The sequence below is a fragment of the Methylophaga lonarensis MPL genome (genome assembly GCF_000349205.1).
Classification (GTDB): Bacteria; Pseudomonadota; Gammaproteobacteria; order Nitrosococcales; family Methylophagaceae; genus Methylophaga; species Methylophaga lonarensis.
In genome coordinates this window covers 23,493-42,700 of the sequence record NZ_APHR01000015.1, presented here as the reverse complement: position 1 = coordinate 42,700, position 19,208 = coordinate 23,493, and the positions used below count along the sequence as shown (strand labels likewise).

General features: G+C 50.9%; 21 protein-coding genes and 1 pseudogene. 18 read left to right on the top strand and 4 right to left on the bottom strand.

All coding sequences use genetic code 11. The features are described 5' to 3' along the window. From MPL1_RS03320 to MPL1_RS03310, 3 genes are read left to right on the top strand one after another with little or no spacing between them, the layout of a single operon-like run. Entirely contained in the window at nt 1-1,245 is a 1,245-nt protein-coding gene (locus MPL1_RS03320) for an ABC transporter substrate-binding protein (RefSeq protein WP_009725714.1), read from the top strand. Beyond that, nucleotides 1,164-2,573, top strand: a complete 1,410-nt coding sequence (locus tag MPL1_RS03315) for a di-heme oxidoreductase family protein (RefSeq protein WP_083859201.1) — start codon at nt 1,164-1,166, stop codon at nt 2,571-2,573. Before MPL1_RS03320 ends, MPL1_RS03315 begins: the two co-directional genes overlap by 82 nt. A 12-nt stretch (nt 2,574-2,585) precedes the next feature. After that, nucleotides 2,586-3,386 carry a molybdate ABC transporter substrate-binding protein gene (locus MPL1_RS03310; protein ID WP_009725712.1) on the top strand — a complete coding sequence of 267 codons (801 nt, stop codon included), beginning with the start codon at nt 2,586-2,588 and terminating at the stop codon, nt 3,384-3,386. Here MPL1_RS03310 and MPL1_RS03305 read toward each other — a convergent pair. Then, nucleotides 3,383-4,750, bottom strand: coding sequence for an OprO/OprP family phosphate-selective porin (locus MPL1_RS03305; protein WP_009725711.1), 1,368 nt, complete (start codon nt 4,748-4,750; stop codon nt 3,383-3,385). The two genes, MPL1_RS03310 and MPL1_RS03305, sit on opposite strands and share 4 nt — an antisense overlap. A gap of 114 nt (nt 4,751-4,864) precedes the next feature. Then, entirely contained in the window at nt 4,865-5,338 is a 474-nt protein-coding gene (moaC, locus tag MPL1_RS03300) for a cyclic pyranopterin monophosphate synthase MoaC (RefSeq protein WP_009725710.1), read from the bottom strand. A 44-nt stretch (nt 5,339-5,382) separates the two neighbouring features. On the opposite strand from moaC, the gene moaD reads away from it, so the two are divergent. Genes moaD through MPL1_RS03285 form a run of 3 tightly spaced genes read left to right on the top strand, consistent with a single transcriptional unit; the run spans nt 5,383 to nt 6,452 of the window. Beyond that, the gene (gene moaD, locus MPL1_RS03295; RefSeq protein ID WP_009725709.1) at nt 5,383-5,610 is read left to right on the top strand and encodes a molybdopterin converting factor subunit 1; all 228 of its coding nucleotides are present in this window, start codon (nt 5,383-5,385) and stop codon (nt 5,608-5,610) included. A gap of 1 nt (nt 5,611) precedes the next feature. Beyond that, entirely contained in the window at nt 5,612-6,046 is a 435-nt protein-coding gene (locus MPL1_RS03290) for a molybdenum cofactor biosynthesis protein MoaE (RefSeq protein WP_009725708.1), read from the top strand. A gap of 16 nt (nt 6,047-6,062) precedes the next feature. Further along, nucleotides 6,063-6,452, top strand: a complete 390-nt coding sequence (locus tag MPL1_RS03285; protein WP_009725707.1) for an MAPEG family protein — start codon at nt 6,063-6,065, stop codon at nt 6,450-6,452. Here the strand turns inward: MPL1_RS03285 and ubiD are convergent. Continuing rightward, nucleotides 6,449-7,927, bottom strand: a complete 1,479-nt coding sequence (gene ubiD / locus MPL1_RS03280) for a 4-hydroxy-3-polyprenylbenzoate decarboxylase (RefSeq protein WP_009725706.1) — start codon at nt 7,925-7,927, stop codon at nt 6,449-6,451. The two genes, MPL1_RS03285 and ubiD, sit on opposite strands and share 4 nt — an antisense overlap. Nucleotides 7,928-8,550: 623 nt before the next feature. Here ubiD and MPL1_RS03275 point away from each other — a divergent pair. The 4 genes from MPL1_RS03275 to MPL1_RS03255 all read left to right on the top strand — a co-directional run bounded on the left by MPL1_RS03275 (nt 8,551) and on the right by MPL1_RS03255 (nt 10,519). Further along, nucleotides 8,551-8,805, top strand: a complete 255-nt coding sequence (locus tag MPL1_RS03275) for a type II toxin-antitoxin system Phd/YefM family antitoxin (RefSeq protein ID WP_009725705.1) — start codon at nt 8,551-8,553, stop codon at nt 8,803-8,805. Next, entirely contained in the window at nt 8,798-9,061 is a 264-nt protein-coding gene (locus MPL1_RS03270) for a Txe/YoeB family addiction module toxin (RefSeq protein ID WP_009725704.1), read from the top strand. Before MPL1_RS03275 ends, MPL1_RS03270 begins: the two co-directional genes overlap by 8 nt. 605 nt (nt 9,062-9,666) lie before the next feature. Continuing rightward, nucleotides 9,667-9,933, top strand: a complete 267-nt coding sequence (locus MPL1_RS03260) for a DksA/TraR family C4-type zinc finger protein (protein WP_009725703.1) — start codon at nt 9,667-9,669, stop codon at nt 9,931-9,933. Between the two features lie 136 nt (nt 9,934-10,069). Next, a complete protein-coding gene (locus MPL1_RS03255) occupies nt 10,070-10,519 on the top strand; it encodes a hypothetical protein (RefSeq protein WP_009725702.1) in 450 nt (149 codons plus the stop codon). A 47-nt stretch (nt 10,520-10,566) separates the two neighbouring features. Here MPL1_RS03255 and prlC read toward each other — a convergent pair whose 3' ends face one another. Further along, on the bottom strand, nt 10,567-12,606 hold the full coding sequence (prlC, locus tag MPL1_RS03250; RefSeq protein WP_009725701.1) for an oligopeptidase A: 2,040 nt from the start codon (nt 12,604-12,606) through the stop codon (nt 10,567-10,569). Nucleotides 12,607-12,728: 122 nt separating this feature from the next. Between prlC and MPL1_RS03245 the strand changes: the two genes are divergently transcribed. The 8 genes and pseudogenes from MPL1_RS03245 (at nt 12,729) to lptB (ending at nt 19,194) form a co-directional block, all read left to right on the top strand. Next, on the top strand, nt 12,729-13,523 hold the full coding sequence (locus MPL1_RS03245; protein ID WP_009725700.1) for a UDP-2,3-diacylglucosamine diphosphatase: 795 nt from the start codon (nt 12,729-12,731) through the stop codon (nt 13,521-13,523). After that, on the top strand, nt 13,523-14,557 hold the full coding sequence (locus tag MPL1_RS03240) for a glycosyltransferase family 4 protein (RefSeq protein ID WP_009725699.1): 1,035 nt from the start codon (nt 13,523-13,525) through the stop codon (nt 14,555-14,557). Before MPL1_RS03245 ends, MPL1_RS03240 begins: the two co-directional genes overlap by 1 nt. Before the next feature lie 132 nt (nt 14,558-14,689). Continuing rightward, the gene (locus MPL1_RS03235; protein WP_009725698.1) at nt 14,690-15,421 is read left to right on the top strand and encodes an MlaA family lipoprotein; all 732 of its coding nucleotides are present in this window, start codon (nt 14,690-14,692) and stop codon (nt 15,419-15,421) included. A gap of 170 nt (nt 15,422-15,591) precedes the next feature. Beyond that, nucleotides 15,592-16,569, top strand: coding sequence for a KpsF/GutQ family sugar-phosphate isomerase (locus MPL1_RS03230; protein WP_009725697.1), 978 nt, complete (start codon nt 15,592-15,594; stop codon nt 16,567-16,569). A gap of 14 nt (nt 16,570-16,583) precedes the next feature. Then, nucleotides 16,584-17,105: a 3-deoxy-manno-octulosonate-8-phosphatase KdsC gene (gene kdsC, locus MPL1_RS03225; RefSeq protein WP_009725696.1), complete on the top strand. Its 522-nt coding sequence runs from the start codon at nt 16,584-16,586 to the stop codon at nt 17,103-17,105. Further along, a complete protein-coding gene (gene lptC / locus MPL1_RS03220; RefSeq protein WP_009725695.1) occupies nt 17,089-17,658 on the top strand; it encodes an LPS export ABC transporter periplasmic protein LptC in 570 nt (189 codons plus the stop codon). The genes kdsC and lptC overlap by 17 nt, the downstream gene beginning before the upstream one ends. Beyond that, the gene (gene lptA / locus MPL1_RS03215; RefSeq protein ID WP_009725694.1) at nt 17,639-18,451 is read left to right on the top strand and encodes a lipopolysaccharide transport periplasmic protein LptA; all 813 of its coding nucleotides are present in this window, start codon (nt 17,639-17,641) and stop codon (nt 18,449-18,451) included. The genes lptC and lptA overlap by 20 nt, the downstream gene beginning before the upstream one ends. Nucleotides 18,452-18,467: 16 nt before the next feature. Further along, nucleotides 18,468-19,194: pseudogene (gene lptB / locus MPL1_RS03210) on the top strand (LPS export ABC transporter ATP-binding protein). Nucleotides 19,195-19,208 lie beyond the last annotated feature (14 nt).

Here is a 19,208-nt window from a genome sequence, read left to right as displayed (position 1 = left end):
ATGCGCCGCTATTTGTTATCACTGTTATTGTGTTGCCTGCCGCTCACGGCAGGCGCCAGCAGTCTGACGCTGCTGAGCAGCTATCCGCAAACCATGTTAAGTCACTTCATTGAAGCTTTTGAGGCTGAACATCCCGATATTCGTATCGATCTGCTGTGGCGACGGCCGCAAGATGCCCTGCAATGGCTGGATGAAAACAATGGCGCTGGCACAGATGTTGTCTGGCTGCCCTCCTGGCGTGCCTTTCAACAACTCAAACAACAGGACTTTTTACAGCCGTTAAGTCTGCATCATGATGTGTTGCCCGCCTCACTGGGCGACTTCCCGTTACACGACAGCGACAATGCCTTTATCGCATCGGAAATGGCCGGTTATGGTCTGTTTTTCGTGCCAGATGATCTTGAAAGATTGAATCTGAAAGCCCCTGAACGCTGGCAGGAACTCACTGACTTTGCCTGGTATCAACACATCGCCATGCCAGTGCCCTCTCAGGTTGGCTACGCCCCGATGCTGATTGATCAATTACTGCAAGCCGAGGGCTGGCAAGCAGGCTGGTCGCAGTGGCTGGCCATCGCCGCCAATAGCCGATTGATAGGACGTGGTTCAGACTTTGTCACTGACCAGGTTTTACAACAACGCGCCAGTATTGGCCTGACACTGGATTTCTTTGCTGAGTCAACCATCGCATCGGGTGGCAATGGCCAGTTTGTTTATCCCAAGCAAACTGCATTTAACCCAGCACCGATAGGCATCCTGAAACGTGCCGGCAATGTTGAGGCTGCCGAATTGTTTGTGCAGTTTGTCATTTCACACCCCGGGCAGACGCTGTTGTTGCACCCGGATATTCGAAAAAAACCGGTGAACCCGCAGGTCTACGCAGGACGGTCTCTGGCCAATCCTTTTGCTCTGGAGTTACAGACCGCTTACAACATCGATCAAGGTTTACATCGTCGTGAGTTCAACTCAGCGCTGTTTGATGCGGCCATTACCGACAACCACCAGTTGCTGACAACTGTCTGGCAAGCCATCCATGCCTTGCCAGCATCACAACACCCACCACTGCGTCAGCAACTGCTGAATTGGCCGGTCAACGAGCCAGATAACAACGATGCAAACCTCCAAGCCTGTCAGCAACGCCACGACAATAATGAGGCTGAACAGCAATGTCAGGCATTTCAGCAGCATTGGCAGCAGCGTTTTCAGGCTCACTATCAGCAACTGCTGGACCATATTCAATCCCGATGATTCGTCTGTTTATATTGTTGCTGGCGCTGATTCCAGCAGGCGGATTCGCTGATACAGATATCAGTAGCGATGAACGTTCACGCCGCGCATTGGCCCTGCCCATGCCGGCGATGCCCGATGCGTTGATAAGCCAGTTCAACGATGGCCGTAGCCTGTTCAATCAGATGTGGGTGATAGCCCCCTCGACAACACCTGATATTGATGGCTTAGGGCCTTTGTTCAACAGCTTGTCCTGTCTGGAATGTCATCCCGGCAACGGACGCGGTCGTGCACCGGATTCACCCGGCGAGCCCATGCGTTCAATGCTGGTTCGGCTGAGTGTCACTGACGACGAGGGCAATGTCTGGCCACATCCGGTTTATGGCGAACAGTTACAGGAACGGGCCATTCCGGGCGTGCCGGCAGAAGGTCAGGCGCGGGTGCATTATGAGTCTGTCAGTGTGACGCTGGCTGATGGTGTCGAAATCGAGCTGCGTCGCCCGACGATTTCACTAAGCCATCCCGGCTATGGTGAATTTGGTGATGTATTAGTGTCGGGCCGCATCGGACCTCCGCTGATTGGCATGGGATTAATTGACGCTATCAGTGATGACACCATTCTGCAGTGGGTCGATTATCAGTCCAGCCTGCCTGAGGGTATTGTCGGACGTCCGCATTGGCTGCAAGCCGCTGCAGATCAACCACCACGTATTGGCCGGTTTGGTGTCAAAGCCGGTATTGCAACACTGGAGCGACAAATCGCCCAGGCTTTTCATGAAGATCTGGGCATTACCTCCGCTGCGTTTCCCAGAGAAAACTGCACCGCTGGCCAAACTGCGTGTCTGGCAGCACCCAGTGGCGGAGATCCGGAACTGACTGAACAACAATTGGCGGCGGTCAATCTATATCTGAGTTTACTGGCTATACCTGAGCCAGCAGTAGAAACCGAGCAGATTAGGTTCGGCCGACAGCAATTTGCAGCCGCCGCCTGTATCCATTGTCATCGACCCGCCATGACTACGGCAAAGGACGCTGTCCCGGCATTACTGGCAAACCGACAAGTCGATTTGTACAGTGATTTACTGCTGCATGATATGGGGCCGGATCTGGCGGATCATCGACCCGAAGCGGATGCCTCTGGAAGTGAGTGGCGCACCGCCCCCTTATGGGGGCTGGGACTTGCCGAACAGGTCGCAGACCGGGTCGGTTATCTGCATGATGGTCGGGCGCGCACGGTGCTTGAGGCTATTCTCTGGCATGGCGGCGCTGCCCAGGCAAGTCGTGACGCCGTTATCGAGATGAGCACGGCAGAGCGAGAAGCGCTGCTGGCATTTCTGCAATCCCTCTAGGCAATACGCATCATGTTCAAAGGCCGACGATGTTTACTGCAACTGCTGTTGGCTATGATTGCTGTGTCACCAGCTATTTTTGCCGAGGATAACGTGATTAGCTTGTTTGCAGCGGGTAGCCTGACGACTGTGATTGATGAAATTGCCGAGGCTTATCAACAACAGCATCCGATTCAGATCAAACGACACTATGGCCCGAGCGGACTGTTGAGACAGCAACTGGAAGCGGGTGCCGATGCCGATATTTTTCTGTCTGCCAATCTGCAGCATCCCGCAGCGCTCAAGGCTCAGGGTTGGGGTGATAAAGTCCATCCATTTGCCCGTAATTCACTGTGCGCCATCGCACAACCGGGCATTGATGTTGATAGTGATTCCTTACTGACCGTACTGCTGGAGCCGCAGATTCGCCTCGGTATCTCCACGCCGGTCAGTGACCCCAGCGGTGATTATGCACTGCAGATGTTTGCCAGAGCAGAACAGCTGCTAGCCGGCAGTGAGCAACAGCTTAAAGACAAAGCACTGTTGCTGACCGGCGGACCAGACAGCCCCGCTGCACCTGCCGGCCACAATCCCTATGCCTGGCTGATGCAACAGCGGCAAGCCGATATATTTCTCAGCTACTGCACCAACGCACAACTGGCTCGGCAGCAGTATCGTCAACTGCAGATCATCAAATTACCGGCCAGCTTGGAAGTCGCTGCTGAATACGCTGCAATTGTCAGAGATCAGGCCAGCCAGGACACACACAACTTTCTGGAATTTCTGCTCAAGGCCCCGGGACAATCCTTACTGCAAAGCCATGGTTTTGACTAGAAGGCCCACTGACTGCGCACCAGAAATACCCGAGGTTTCTGGCCGTCATTCGGGCCGTCTTTGACTTTTATCACGTCAATGTAGTTGGCCGAAAAGCGCAACATTGGCACCGGAAACCAGTTCACACCCACATTGAACAGATCCATTTCACCACCAATGATGTCGCGATCACTGAGATCCAGACTACTGTAACGCAGGGTCAACTCCCAGGCACCGATACCGCCCTGCCCCACTTGGTGTTTGGGCGTGACAGCGCCAAACTCACCACGCTCGTAGACGCGCGCATCGTTGGTCAGGAAATAGCCGGCTTGAAGGTGCCAGCCATCAAAGCCAAGATTACTGGCGCTGCTGCGACTGACGGCGGTATAGACATACTCGGCCTGCGCCGAGAATGGACCACGAATCACCGCGGTTTCCGCGCCATAACGAGTAAAGCTGCGACTGTTCGAGATATCGCCGGTATCCACAATGGGACGTCCCGCCACTCGAGCTTCAGGTTGTTCGCTAAAACGGACCACTCGCTGCTGGCCACTGGCATCTTTATCGACATTGCGATACATCACCGCTGTGCCAAAATGCAACAGTCGTCCATCACTGTTAATAGGCGCAACCGTCAGGCGACTGCCAAGTCCCCAGCCTTCATCGTTGATCGGGTTTTTCCGGGTCGCGGTATCACCAAACGCACCAGCAGCAAAACTCCAATGCTGTTTCTTGATATCGCCCATCACACCGATGTAACGGTCACCACCAAACGCACCCAGCAAGCTGCGTTCGATCAATTGCGAGTTGCTGGAGCTGGTGCGGTATTGCAGTTGGAACGGGATTTCCATCAAGCCGGTGCGTAACCGGATATCCTCAAAACCTTCATAGGAAACAAACGAGTCACGCAGTTTGCCGCCATCGGCAAAATCATAATCAAGCTGGAAGCTCCAGTCGTGAAAGATCCGCCCGGTCCAGGCCAGCCGCGCACGGCGAATTTCGGTGCCATCGCCCAGATCTGGATTGCCATTATGCGCTGCGGCATCCACCATCAAACGACCACGCAAGCGGGTTTCAAATTCACCATCGGTAGTACGCACTCGGATACCGCCACGGGTGGTCACTTCGACTTCAGGTGGTTTGGTAGCCTCGTCCAGCCTGGCCTCCATCACTTGCCTGGCTTCAAGTTCTTGCTGTTTTTCTGTTTCAGTCGCTTGCTTGTTCTGATTCAATTCAGCAATCAAACGACCGTATTGTTCATCGCTGACCATGCCGTTTTCGTGCAGCATATTGATCAGCAATTCGAGCTCCGAAGCCTGCGTGACAGGAGTTAGTGCCAACAAACTGGTGGCAAGCAGAATAGGAATAAACTTTGATTGGCGCATGGCGGCGTTCCTTGGCAAGGTTTCTGTGGCGGTGATCGCGTTGCGATCGTACGCCGAATATAGGAATTTTTCCTATATTTTATTCGCCGCTTTGTTAATTGAAACTTAACTTTTTTAGCGCTGCCAATGACCCGATTTACCGCCTGCTTTTTCCAATAGCCGAATATTGGTCATGGTCATACCGCGATCAACAGCTTTGCACATATCGTAGATTGTTAACAGCGCCACCTGGACAGCAGTGAGTGCCTCCATTTCAACACCTGTCTGACCACTGGTTGCAACGGTTGCCTGACAATACACATGATTGTCAGCAGGATCAGTTTGAAACGCTATGCTGACTTTAGTCAGTGCCAGTGGGTGACATAGCGGAATCAAGTCAGCGGTCTTTTTGGCCGCCATAATTCCGGCGATGCGAGCGATACCAAGCACATCCCCCTTTTTATGCCCGCCCTGCTCTATTAATCTGAGTGTCTCAGGCAACATATGGATAAAACCTTCGGCCACCGCCAGTCGCTGTGTCACCTGCTTGTCACCAACATCGACCATGTGTGCTTCACCGGCCGGGTTAAAATGGGTTAATTCCGCCATGGCTAATGGTATCCTTGTGTTTCATTTCAAAAACGATGCTGTCGATGTCTATTGAAGTCAAATTTTTTGCCAGTCTGCGTGAAAAAACCGGCATAGCCGAGACCACGCTGGAACATGCCCAAACCGCAGCCGATGCCTGGTATCAGGCCACAGGCGGCATGCCGAAACCTGAAAAGGTATTAGTCGCCATCAACCTTGAATACGCTGATTTTGATGCCAAGATCACGGCTGGCGATGAAGTCGCATTCTTTCCACCGGTGACGGGAGGCTGAAATGAGCAGTCAGATCATTGATTGCCATTTTGAGCCCTATCAACTGTTGAACGAACATCAACAAACGCTGCAGGCAGGCAGCTTTGGCGCTTGCGCCTGTTTTGTCGGCAGCATGCGTGATTTTAACGACAATGCCAGTGTTTCGGGAATGCAACTGGAACATTACCCGCAAATGACCGCTCATTATCTGGACAAACTGGAACAGCAGGCACGCCAGCAGTGGCCGCTGCTTGACTGTCTGATTGTGCATCGGGTTGGCGCTATTGCACCAAATGATCCAATCGTTCTGATCGGCTGCTGGTCAGCACATCGCCGCGCTGCACTGGAAGCTTGCGCCTGGTTGATTGAAGAACTGAAGCAGCGAGCTCCTTTCTGGAAAAAAGAAACGCGACCTGATGGCGAACGCTGGGTAGAGAGCAATACCGATGGTCACTAAATAGTAGGAGTCAATGATGCTCACTGCTTTATATGCAAGTCTGTGCGCATTACTGCTGGTCAAATTGTCTTTGGCAGTGATCGCTTTACGCCGAAAACATCAGGTCAGTTTAGGAGATGGCGGCATTAACGAACTACAAGCCGCCATTCGCACTCAAGCCAACGCCGTCGAATACATTCCCATCAGCCTGCTGCTGATTTTGCTGCTTGAGCTGATGCATGCCTCCCCCTGGCTGATTCACCTGGCCGGCGTTAGCTTACTGACGGGTCGCTTGTTACATGCCAGCGCATTGAAAAATAACGATGTCAGAAAGCGTGTGCTGGGCATGCAAATCACCTTTTTCCTGATCATTGCCCTGGCTGTTTTGAACATCGTCTATCTGGTGCTAGGTTATTTCAGCAGCTAGTCGGATTCAGGAGCCAGTCCCAGCTCAGACCACATAGCATCGATACGCGCTACCACCGCCGGATCTTTTTCAATTGGCCGGCCCCATTCACGATCGGTTTCACCCGGTAGTTTGTTGGTGGCATCCATGCCCATTTTCGAGCCCAGCCCCGACACCGGCGAAGCAAAATCCAGATAATCAATCGGCGTATTTTCCACCAGCACGGTATCCCGGGCCGGATCCATACGCGTGGTAATGGCCCAGATCACATCCTGCCAATCGCGCACATTGACATCATCATCGACGACAATCACGAATTTTGTGTACATAAACTGCCGTAGAAATGACCAGACACCCATCATCACCCGCTTGGCATGGCCGGCATATTGTTTTTTCATGCTGACCACAGCCATCCGGTAGGAACAGCCTTCGGGCGGCAGATAAAAATCGACAATTTCCGGAAATTGCTTTTGCAAAATTGGCACAAACACTTCGTTCAAGGCCACGCCTAAAATCGCAGGTTCATCCGGTGGTCGGCCGGTGTAAGTGCTGTGATAAATCGGATTTTTGCGCTGAGTGATGCGCTCAATGGTAAACACCGGGAAACTGTCGACTTCATTGTAATAGCCGGTGTGATCGCCATACGGCCCTTCCGGTGCCATATCATCCGGGTAAATAAAACCTTCCAACACAATTTCAGCGTGCGCAGGCACCTGCAAATCACTGCCAATACATTTGACCAGCTCGGTTTTGCTGCCACGCAACAAACCGGCAAATGCATATTCAGATAAGGTATCCGGCACCGGAGTCACCGCACCCAGAATCGTTGCCGGGTCGCAACCCAGCACCACCGCAATTGGAAACGGTTCACCAGGATGAGTCTGCTGCCATTCCTTAAAGTCGAGCGCGCCGCCACGATGTGACAACCAACGCATGATCACCCGGTTCTTGCCAATCACCTGTTGACGGTAAATGCCAAGATTCTGCCGGGTTTTATGCGGACCACGGGTGACCACCAGTCCCCAGGTAATCAACGGTGCGGCATCTTCCGGCCAGCAATGCTGAATCGGATACTGACTCAAATCAATGGCATCACCTTCAATCACCTGTTGCTGACACGGCGCATTGCGGACCATTTTGGGTCCCATATTCAAAACCTGGCGGAAGATCGGCAATTTGTCCCAAGCATCTTTCATGCCTTTGGGTGGTTCTGGCTCTTTCAGAAATGCCAGTAATTTGCCGACTTCACGCAGCGCCTCTACAGAATCCTCACCCATGCCCATCGCCACCCGTTTAGGTGTGCCAAACAGGTTGGCCAAGACAGGCACACTGCTGCCTTTGGGATTTTCAAACAGAATCGCCGGCCCCCCCGCCCGTAACACCCTGTCGCAGATCTCGGTCATTTCCAGATGCGGGTCCACCTCGGTGGTGATGCGCTTGAGTTCGCCCTGTTTCTCCAGGTTGGTGATGAAGTCTCTTAGGTCGGTGTATTTCATGGATGTGGGGATTAATTGTTTGATTGGTAGTTAGCTTAGCAGCTTCGACCTGATTTTTTGATGAGAGTGCTTGAGAACAGACAATTTATACTGATTTTGAAACACTACTACATTCGCGGGTAGCGATCAGGTTAGGGATTTGTTGGGCTTCACAAACTCAGCGCCAACCTATGGCAAAGAAGCCCCCCAACGCCCTTATGCGAAGCCGAGCATCGCAGAGCTGGTCGGATCAGCATAACGGTTGTTTGAGTGCAGCGAGTTTCCGTCATGCCCGACCATATCGAGAAGCACAGGGAACCCGCAGGGCAAGCATGGGCTGCCCTTTTCTTTGGTTCGTTTTTTTGATTCGAGGCATCCATGCCTCTCACCCTTCGGGCGCTTCCGGCGTCCAAATTTGTTCCAGACAAATTTGTGGGCACGCAAAAGAAATGAACGCCCGCGGCAGCGTTCCAATCCATGAGGCCAATAAATTTGTTGAGATCTCACACCCAATTACTGGGTTTCGCGGGCTCAACCGCAACCTACCAAAATGAATAGCTCCACCGCCAAAAACTTGAACAACTTATTGTACAAGTCTCCCAATCCACCTATACTTGTACAACTAATTGTACAAAGGTGCCGATATGAAAATCGTCTCATTTTCAGAAGCTAGAAACAGCTTAAAAACCATTCTCGATGGTGTGGTGAACGATGCCGATACCACCATCATCACCCGCCGGGATGCAGAAGATGCGGTGGTGATGTCATTGGACTACTTCAACGGTCTGATGGAAACCGTGCACTTACTGCGCTCACCCGAGAACGTCAAACATCTGAATAAATCAATTGAACAATTCAAGGCTGGTAAAGCCAAACCACGAGAGCTGATGGATGACTAAACGCTTATTGTCATGGACTGACGAGGCTTGGAAAGATTATCTCTATTGGCAAGGTCAGGATAAAAAAACACTTCGCCGCATCAACAAATTGATCATCGATGTTCAACGCAATCCATTTGAAGGGATCGGCAAACCGGAAGCTTTAAAAGAAAACCTGTCCGGCTTCTGGTCCCGGCGAATTGATGACACCAACCGCTTGGTTTATGCCGTTGAGGATTCAGCGATTACGATTATCTCTTGTCGGTATCATTATTAAACGGCAACAAATCATAGTGACTTTATTTGCGGACTGAAGCCTGCTGTTCATTTTTTGTATGACCAAAAAACAAATCCAAAAGGTCAGCTAATGATCACCCTGCGGGTTCGCGCCCCCCCCCTTTTTTTATCGAGGAGCCGCAGGCCAACACAAAACCGTCATTCCTCCGCATGCGATAATCTCGTCAAACGTTGGGCTTCGCAAGCTCAGCGCCAACCTACCGACCATATTTAACCCCCGTCTATTGCCGCCAAAAATTGGCTTTGTTTTATGGGTTAAGTGGTCGAGTGTCTGAGCGCAGCGAGTTTTCGACCACGCCATAAAACAAAGTTAATTTTTGGAAACAAGGCAATGTCGGGTGCCCTTTTCTTTGGTTCGTTTCTTTTGGGCAAACAAAAGAAATGAACGCCCAGCGGCAGCGTTCCAAACCATGAGGCCAATAAATTTGTTGAGATTTCTCAACCAATTGTTGGGGTTCGCAAGCTCAATCAAAGCCAGCCTTGGAGTAAACGGAGTAGCCATCAGCTTGCGTTTTAATGCACTCAACCCAATATGGATCTAATATGTTCTATTAAAGCTGTGAAGTCAGTCAGTTGGAGGTTGTCATGGCTGGAGGATGGTCCCGAGACGGGGCAGTACAAGACCAAATAGATGCCAGTGTCGAAGATGCGATTAATCAAGCACGCGCTCGTTTACCTAAAGGTGAGAGCCTGACGCATTGTGAAGAATGTGATGCAATCATTCCGCAGGCGCGACGTGAGGCGATTCCCGGTGTTCGGCTTTGCGTCAAATGTCAGGAAGTTATCGACAGAGAAAACAAAGCATCACATCTGTTCAATCGACGTGGCAGCAAGGACAGTCAGTTACGATGATGTTGTTCGGCGGCGTCCATCAAAACTTATCAGCGACATCGCTGTCATTTCACTGTAATCAAACTGTCATAATTTATGCATAGTTTGTTTTGATGGCTAAAACACTTGCACATCTGTAAATGCTAAGGAGTTCTGCATGGCACAGTCGGACAAACTTCTAACCCCTGCTCAAGTTACCAAATGCAAAAAAATTGCCGCAACGAATAGCAAATTCAGCAGTCGTGCGGCTGTACTGCTTAGCCTGCATGGAGGAGCAACGCAAGCTGAAGCGGCAAGTGCGGCAGACTTGACCTTGTATCAAGTCAAATACTGGCTGAACAAATTCCGGCAGCTGGGCATGGCAGCTTTCCCGCCAGTGGAAGAGCAGACGGCGGCCACTGAAACTCCTGACGCGAAAAAACCAGCCAAAGACAAGTCGACGGATAAAGCCAAAAAATCCAAAACCAAGACAAAAACCAAAAAAGACAGCGCCAGCAAGGATAAAAAGCAAAAGAAAAAAGACAAGGATGGCAAAAACAAAAAATCTGACAAAAAAGCTAAAAAAGCCAAAGACAAGAAAAAGTCTGGAAAAAAATCTAAAAAATAAGTCACTACTGGAAACAAAAAAAGGGGCACATCACTGTGCCCCTTTTTTTATGCGGCAATGCCTGAGTGTCTTAACAAGGCATCAATCTGTGGCTCACGGCCTCGGAACTCGATAAACAATTCCATCGGCTCACGGCTGCCGCCCTGTTCCAGAATCGCTTCCAGAAATTCAACGCCGGTCTGCCGATCAAAGATGCCGTTTTCCTCAAATTTGGAAAAGGCGTCTGCCGACAGCACTTCTGCCCATTTGTAGCTGTAATAGCCCGCGGCATAGCCACCGGCAAAAATATGAGCAAAGCTGTGGGCAAAGCGGTTGAACTTGGGAGGCTTGACCACTGAAACTTCACTACGCACCTGTTCCAGAATCTGTTCCACCTGATTGCTTTGAGCGGGGTCAAACTCCAGATGCAGACGGAAATCGAATAACGAAAATTCCAGCTGCCGCAACATCATCATTGCCGACTGGAAGTTACGGGCGGCAATCATTTTTTCGTACAGCGCATCCGGCAGTTTTTCACCGGTTTGATAATGACCGGCAATCAGATCCAATGCTTCGCGTTCCCAGCACCAGTTTTCCATAAACTGGCTGGGCAGTTCGACCGCATCCCAAGCCACACCATTGATGCCAGACACACCAGCATAGTCAATTTTGGTGAGCATATGGTGCAGGCCATGACCAAACTCATGAAACAGCGTGGTCACTTCATCGTGGGTAAACAACGCCGGTTTGTCGCCGACCGGCTCGGAGAAGTTGCAGGTGAGAAACGCTACCGGGATCTGAATACCATCACGGGTTTTGCGTCTGACCATGCATTCATCCATCCAGGCTCCACCGCGCTTGTGCTGGCGAGCGTAGAGATCCAGGTAAAACTGGGCGCGGACTTCACCCTGTTCGCCAACAATTTCAAAAAATCGTACATCTTGATGCCAGACATCGACATTTTTATTTTCACGAATTTCCAGACCGTAAAGGCGGTTAACCACCGCAAACAGACCGTTGACCACTTTGTCTTCAGGAAAGTAGGGCTTCAGCTCTTCCTGTGAGATGGCATAGCGCTGCTGGCGCAGTTTTTCGGCCCAGTAGGTCACATCCCAGGCTTCCAGTGTTTCTAATCCTGATTCCGCTTTGGCAAAGGCAGATAACTCCGCATATTCCTGCTCGGCAATCGGTTTGGATCGTGCCGCCAGATCCTGCAGAAAATCCAGCACTTGTTGTGGATCTTTGGCCATTTTAGTCGCCAGCGAGCGTTCGGCATGGTTAGCAAAGCCGAGAATTTGCGCCGATTCGTGCCGCAGTTTCAGAATATCCTGCATGACTTCTGTATTGTCCCACTGACCGGCATTGGGCCCTTGATCCGAGGCTTTGGTCGCAAAGGCGGTGTACATTTCCTCGCGGAGATCACGACTGTCGGCATAAGACATCACCGGCATATACGACGGGAAATCCAGCGTGAACAGCCAGCCTTCCAGATTCTGTCGCTGCGCCATCATGGCCGCCATCTCCCGTGTTGATTCGGGCAGGCCGGACAGCAGATTTTCATCGGTAATATGCTTGCTCCAGGCATGGGTGGCATCAAGCAGGTTTTCCTCAAATTTGGCACTGCGTTCGGTCAGCTGCTGCGACAATTTTTTGAACTGTTCACGTTCAGCCTGTGGCAGTTCCACACCGGACAAACGGAAATCACGTACCGCATTGTCGATGACTTTTTTCTGCGCCGTATCCAGTTTCTGGTATTCCGGGCCATCCTGAATTTTCTTATAGGCCTGATACAAGGCTTCGTTCTGTCCCAGCTCGGTGGCAAATTCACTCAGTTTGGGCAGACAGGCATTGTAGGCCTTGCGCAGATCTTCGGAATTCACCACTGAATTCATATGGCTGACCGGCGACCAGACCCGATCAATGGTCACGTCCAGCTCTTCCATCGGCACCACCAGTGTTTCCCAGGTAGGCTCAGTCAAGCTTTGCAGCAAGGCGTCAATCTTTGAGCGAGCATCGGCAATCACCTTGTCGATGGCAGGCTCCACATGTTCAGGACGAATCTCACTGAACGGGGGCAACACATAGGGCTCTAACAGCGGGTTATTCATAAAAAATTCCTGATAATAAATCGGTTGAAAGCTGTCTCGTCACATTCTCGAAACAAAAGCTTCATCAGCTTGCAATATTAATTGGTTAGTGTGCGCTCAGGATAATAAGACAAGAGCGCACGATGCAAACACAAATAAGTCACAAACATAAGTTGAAAGTTCGTACCGTCTGGATCTCGGATATACACTTGGGCTTCCGCGGATGCAGTGCTGACATGCTGTTGAATTTTCTGCATCAGGTTGAATGTGACTATCTGTATCTGGTCGGCGATATCATTGACGTCTGGGAAATGAAAAAACGCATGTTCTGGCCGCAGGAACACAACAATGTGATTCGCACTATTCTGGGCAAGGCCAAACACAATACCAAAGTGGTTTACGTTCCGGGCAATCATGATGAAGTACTCAGAGATTTTGATGGTGCCGTGTTCGGCAATGTCAGCATCCGTAATGAAATCATTCACACCACCGCAGACCAGCGTAAATTGCTGATCCTGCACGGAGATCAATTTGATAGCGTTGTGAAGTGCTCGCCCTTGCTGGCGAAAATCGGTGGACGATTGTACGACCTGCTGCTTCGAGCCAACCGGACCGTCAATCTGGTTCGGCGCAAGATGGGATTTTCTTACTGGTCACTGGCCGCCTTCCTCAAGCACAAAGTCAAAAACGCTGTGCAATACATCAGTAATTTCGAAGAAGCCGTTGCTCATGAAGCCGCTAGACAAGGTGTTGATGGTGTTGTCTGCGGCCATATTCACCGCGCCGAAATTACTCGTCTGCACGACATCGACTACTACAACTGTGGTGATTGGGTTGAAAGTTGTACCGCCCTGGTAGAACGTCAGGACGGCCGAATGGAAATCATCAACTGGGCAGAATACCTGCAACATACCCCCGCAATCGCCAAGGCTGCCTGATGAATCTTGTGATCGTCACCGATGCCTGGGAGCCCCAGGTCAATGGCGTTGTTCGCACCCTTAAACATACCCGCTCCCAGCTAGAACGCATGGGCTATCAAGTATCGATGTTAACGCCTGAGGGCTTTCGTACCCTGCCATGCCCCGGTTATAAGAGTATCCCGCTGGCAATATTCCCCTATCGCAAAGTGTCTAAAACGCTGTCGTCACTCAATCCCGATGCCATTCATATCGCAACCGAAGGTCCGCTGGGCATCGCGGCAAGACGCTGGTGCCTGAAAAACAAGCGTCTGTTCACCAGTTCCTATCACACGCAATTTCCGGAATATCTGAAATTAAGACTGCCTATCCCGCTCTGGTTAAGTTATGCATGGTTCAGGCATTTCCATCGTCCGGCAGTGCGAACACTGGTACCCACCGCATCGCAACAACAACGGCTGGAGCAACACGGCTTCAAAGATGTTGTCGTCTGGGGTCGCGGTGTGGATATGGCGATATTCAAGCCAGGTAATCCTGTCACCCTGGACTTGCCTCGACCAATTTTTGTCAACATGGGACGAGTGGCGGTTGAGAAAAATATCGAAGCATTTCTGGAGTTGAAATTGCCCGGCAGCAAACTCGTGATTGGTGATGGCCCTGATCTGCACATGCTGCAAAAAAAATATCCCAACGTACAGTTTGTCGGCGCCAAGTTCGGTACTGAACTGGCGCGTTGGTTAAACGCTTGCGACGTTTTTGTATTTCCAAGTCAGACCGATACTTTTGGTCTGGTCCTGCTCGAAGCCATGGCCTGCGGCTTGCCGATTGCCGCCTATCCTGTCACCGGGCCTGCGGATATTGTGCAGCACGGTGTGACCGGTATGCTCAATCACGATCTGCACACCGCAGCATTGCAGGCGCTGGATATCAACCGACAGAATTGTATTGACTATGCCAGTCAGCAAAGCTGGGAAAATTGCAGTGAAGTTTTTGCCGCTTACATGCACGACAACAACAACGCCAGTGAACTCCCGAACGCCCTAGGAACGCCGTAGTTTTTCAACTGAAGTTGTTGCATATATACAACGGATTGAGACCTGTTTGGCATAGTTACCACACAACACTTGATCATCATTGAGTTTGCGTGAGATTATTGCTCTCTAATAATACTAACAGGACACAGTCTCATGTCACGCTTGATCAACCTTGCCAGAGTTGGGCTGGTTGCTTCCGCCATGCTTGTCAGCGGTTGCGCCACCACCAGCGAAAACGGCGTCAATGACCCTTTTGAAGGCTACAACAGGGCCATGTTCAAATTCAATGATGTGGTTGATCGCGCTGTGGTCAGACCAGTAGCCAAAGGCTACGACACCGTAGTTCCTGAGCCTATCAGCTGGGGTATCAGCAACTTTTTCAGCAACCTGAACGATATCACCGTTGCCATTAACAGTCTGCTGCAAGGCAAATTCCGCCAAGCGGGTCAGGATGCGGGCCGTTTTATTCTTAACAGTACCGTCGGTGTCGCCGGTATTTTTGATGTTGCCACACCCGCGGGCTACACCAAAAATAACGAAGACTTCGGTCAAACCCTTGGTGTTTGGGGTTTTGATACCGGCCCATATATCGTTTTGCCATTCCTCGGCCCCAGCACCGGCCGTGATGCGTTAGGCAGAATTCCTGATTGGTACACTGATCCTGTCATGCACATTGACCACACCGAAACACGTTATGCCGTTATTGGTACTCGTGTCATTGACACCCGTGCCAACCTGCTAAAAGCAGAAAGCGTGATGCGCCAAGCGGCCACCGACGAATATACCTATGTTCGCGATGCTTACCTGCAACGTCGTCTGTTCCTGGTTCATGATGGCAACCCGCCACAAGACGACTATGACATTTTTGATGACGACATCGACTGATTATCGTCAGCACAGCACAAAAAAAGAGCCGGGAAACCGGCTCTTTTTTTATCTTTTGTCAGCAGAAACTGTTTGATAACGCCACTAAAGTCTCCGCCGCTTATGTCAAAGCCACCATCCTGCGTTATAGTAGCTCATCGTTTTTACAAGAGATTCATGGAACAGTTGTGATGACTGGACACAGCACTGATCTGAAATCCCTGGGACTGGCAGTCATCGAGACTGAGTTGGCAGCGGTAGCCGCCTTAAAACAACGTATTGATGATCGCTTTGTCAGCGCCTGTGATCATTTACTGCGCTGTCAGGGTCGCATCATTGTCATTGGCATGGGCAAATCTGGACACATTGGTGGCAAGATTGCCGCTACATTTGCCAGCACTGGCAGTCCTGCTTTTTTTGTTCACCCAGGCGAGGCAAGTCATGGTGATATGGGCATGATTACTGACAAAGATGTCGTGGTAGCGTTGTCCAACTCCGGTGAAACCAGTGAGATTATGACGATCCTGCCGTTGATTAAACGACTCAATGTGCCATTAATCGCCATGACCGGTAGACCGACTTCAACCCTGGCTCAATGTGCTACCGTTCATCTGGATGTCAGCGTTGATAAAGAAGCATGTCCTCTCGGTCTGGCACCGACGTCAAGTACCACGGTGACGCTGGTGATGGGCGATGCCCTGGCGGTTGCCTTGCTGGAAAGTCGCGGTTTTACCGCCGAAGATTTTGCCAGATCGCATCCTGGGGGCAATCTTGGTCGACGCCTGCTGTTGCGAGTCAGTGATATCATGCACACCGGCACTGCCATTCCAAAAGTCGGCGTGAATGCCACACTCAGTGAAGCACTGGTTGAAATGAGCCACAAAGGACTCGGCATGACGGCTGTGATTGATGAAAAATCACGACTTGCCGGCATCTTCACTGATGGTGATTTGCGCAGACTGCTGTCACAAAACATTGATATCCGTCAGGGTCAGCTCGATGAATTTATGACGGTTCAATGCAAAACCGGACGCAGTGAAATGCTGGCGGCGGAAGCACTGGAGCTGATGCAGCGGCATAAAATCAATGCCTTGTTAATTACTGATGAACACCAGCAACTGGTCGGCGCCATCAACATGCACGATCTGCTGCGCGCAGGTGTTGTCTGAATCACGGAACAAACATGCAGGATATTCTGGAAAGAGCAAAACAAATCAAACTGGTGATTTTTGATGTCGATGGTGTATTGACCGATGGCAGCATTATCATCGGCGATGACGGTGAGGAGTACAAAGCCTTTAACTCCCGTGATGGTCATGGCATGAAACTGCTGCAATACACAGGTGTCGAAATTGCAATCATCACTGGCAGAACATCAAAAGTGGTCGAGCATCGCATGCAGAGCCTTGGCATCAGTCATGTTTATCAAGGCCAGCGAGTCAAACTCCCCGCCTTTCAGGAGCTGATTAGTCAGCTTCAGCTCAAGCCGGAACAATGTGCCTATGTCGGCGATGACTGGGTGGATTTATCCATCATGACACGTGTCGGTCTGGCAATTGCTGTTCAGGATGCGGCCGAACTGGTCAAAAAACACGCGCACTGGACCACCCCTTCGGGTGGCGGTAAAGGTGCGGCGCGTGAAGTCTGCGAATTGATAATGGAAGGACAGGGTACCCTGCAAGATCAAATTGAACGCCATTTCTAACATTCCGTTTTTCGTCAAACTGACGCTGGTTGTGGTTGCATTGGTGACCGCTTGGTTATTTCTTGACCGACCCGCCCAGGAACCCATCGAACGTCGTGGTCATCGAACAACGGATTACACGATGAGCAATTTCACCATGACGGTCATGAATGAGTACGGTAAACCATCGCGCGTCATTCGTGGTGAGGAAATGGCCCACTACCCAGACGATGACAGCACCGAGATATTGGTCCAAACCACCGACTTTCTTCAGGAAGGCAAAGACACCTGGATAGTCAGCTCAGACCGCGCAGACACCACCGGTGAGGGTGAAATTATCATTCTGACCGGTAATGTGGTGATTACCAACGAGCAACAACCTGAAACACAATTGCTGACAGAAATTCTACATCTGGATACTGTTGAAAACACTGCTTATACTGATCAGCCTGTCAGTATGAAATCTCTGCACGGTTACACCGACTCCGTCGGCCTGCATGCCATACTCAATGAACGAACAATCAATCTGCACTCGCGTGTAAGAGGACAATACGATGCGCCACCTCAAAACTAAGCTGGCAATTTCACTGATGCTGCTGATGCCCGCGATGAGCTGGGCCTTACCCAGTGATCGCGAGCAGCCAATCAACATCGAAGCCGACCATGCGCAAATGGATGACCAGCGAGGTGTTACTCAATACAAAGGACGTGCCATTCTGACCCAAGGCACACTGCGCATTGAAGGTGATGTCATTACGTTCTTCTACGATGCAGAAAGAAACCTTGAAAAAGCCATTGCTGAGGGCGACCTCGCTTACTACGAACAAGTCCACAAAGAGGGCGAAACGCCAGTCAAGGCCAAAGCCCTGCAAATGGAATATCACGCTGGCAAACAGATGATCTACCTCATCGGCAAGGGTCACGTCTGGCAGAACAATGACGAGTTTACCGGTAACTATATCGAATACGATATCGAACGCGATTTGGTCATTGCTAACGCACGTCCTGTGGTCATTGGCGACACAGAGCAACCAAGTACCGGTCGTGTTCACATCACCATTCAGCCGCCAGGTCGCAAACCCAGCACGACCGCCCCTACCACGGCGCCGACCACTCCAGCCCCTGCACCATTAGTGCCGGCACCTGAGCAATCCGGCGAGCAAAGCTACCCAACAGGCACAACGAATACAACGCTTAACGTTCGAACCGGTCCGGGCACTCAGTACAACCGTATTGCCGCCTTTGCTCCCAATACCCAGGTGGTGATAATCACGCGTCAGGGGGATTGGCTGCAGGTTCGTGGTATCGCCAATGAGCAGGTCGTGATTGGCTGGGTCAGCAGCCGATATATCGACGCTCAAAACTGAGTGTTGGTCGTTATTGATGAGTTTGTTATCCGCCCAACATCTGGCTAAGTCCTTTGCTGACAGGCAGGTGGTCAAAAACATATCACTGGAAGTCAACAGTGGAGAAATTGTTGGTTTGCTGGGTCCCAACGGAGCGGGCAAAACGACCAGCTTCTATATGATTGTCGGTTTGATTCCGGTTGATCAGGGCACCATTTTTCTGGATCAGCAGGAAATTACCCATGATCCCATTCATCAACGTGCCCAGTTAGGCATTGGCTATTTGCCGCAAGAAGCGTCGGTATTTCGCAAGCTGAGCGTAGAAGACAACCTGTTCGCGATTATTGAACTACGCGACGATCTGGATGATGACTGAAAAACGTGACTTGCTGGAACGTTTGCTCAACGACTTTCACATCGGCCACATTCGTAAAAGCATGGGCATGGCACTGTCGGGTGGTGAGCGTCGCCGTGTTGAGATTGCTCGGGCATTGGCGATGGACCCCCAGTTTATTCTGCTCGACGAACCTTTTGCCGGGGTTGATCCAATTTCTGTGCTGGATATACAAGGCATTATCAAACAACTGTCAGAACGTGGTATCGGCATTTTAATCACCGATCACAACGTCAGAGAAACCTTGAGCGTCTGTGAACGCGCCTATATTTTCAACGAAGGCGAGGTGATTGCCAAAGGCACACCTGAGGATATCCTCAAGGACAAGCGTGTGCTCAGTGTCTATCTGGGACGTGAATTCCGGCTTTAACCCCTCTTCCTCTA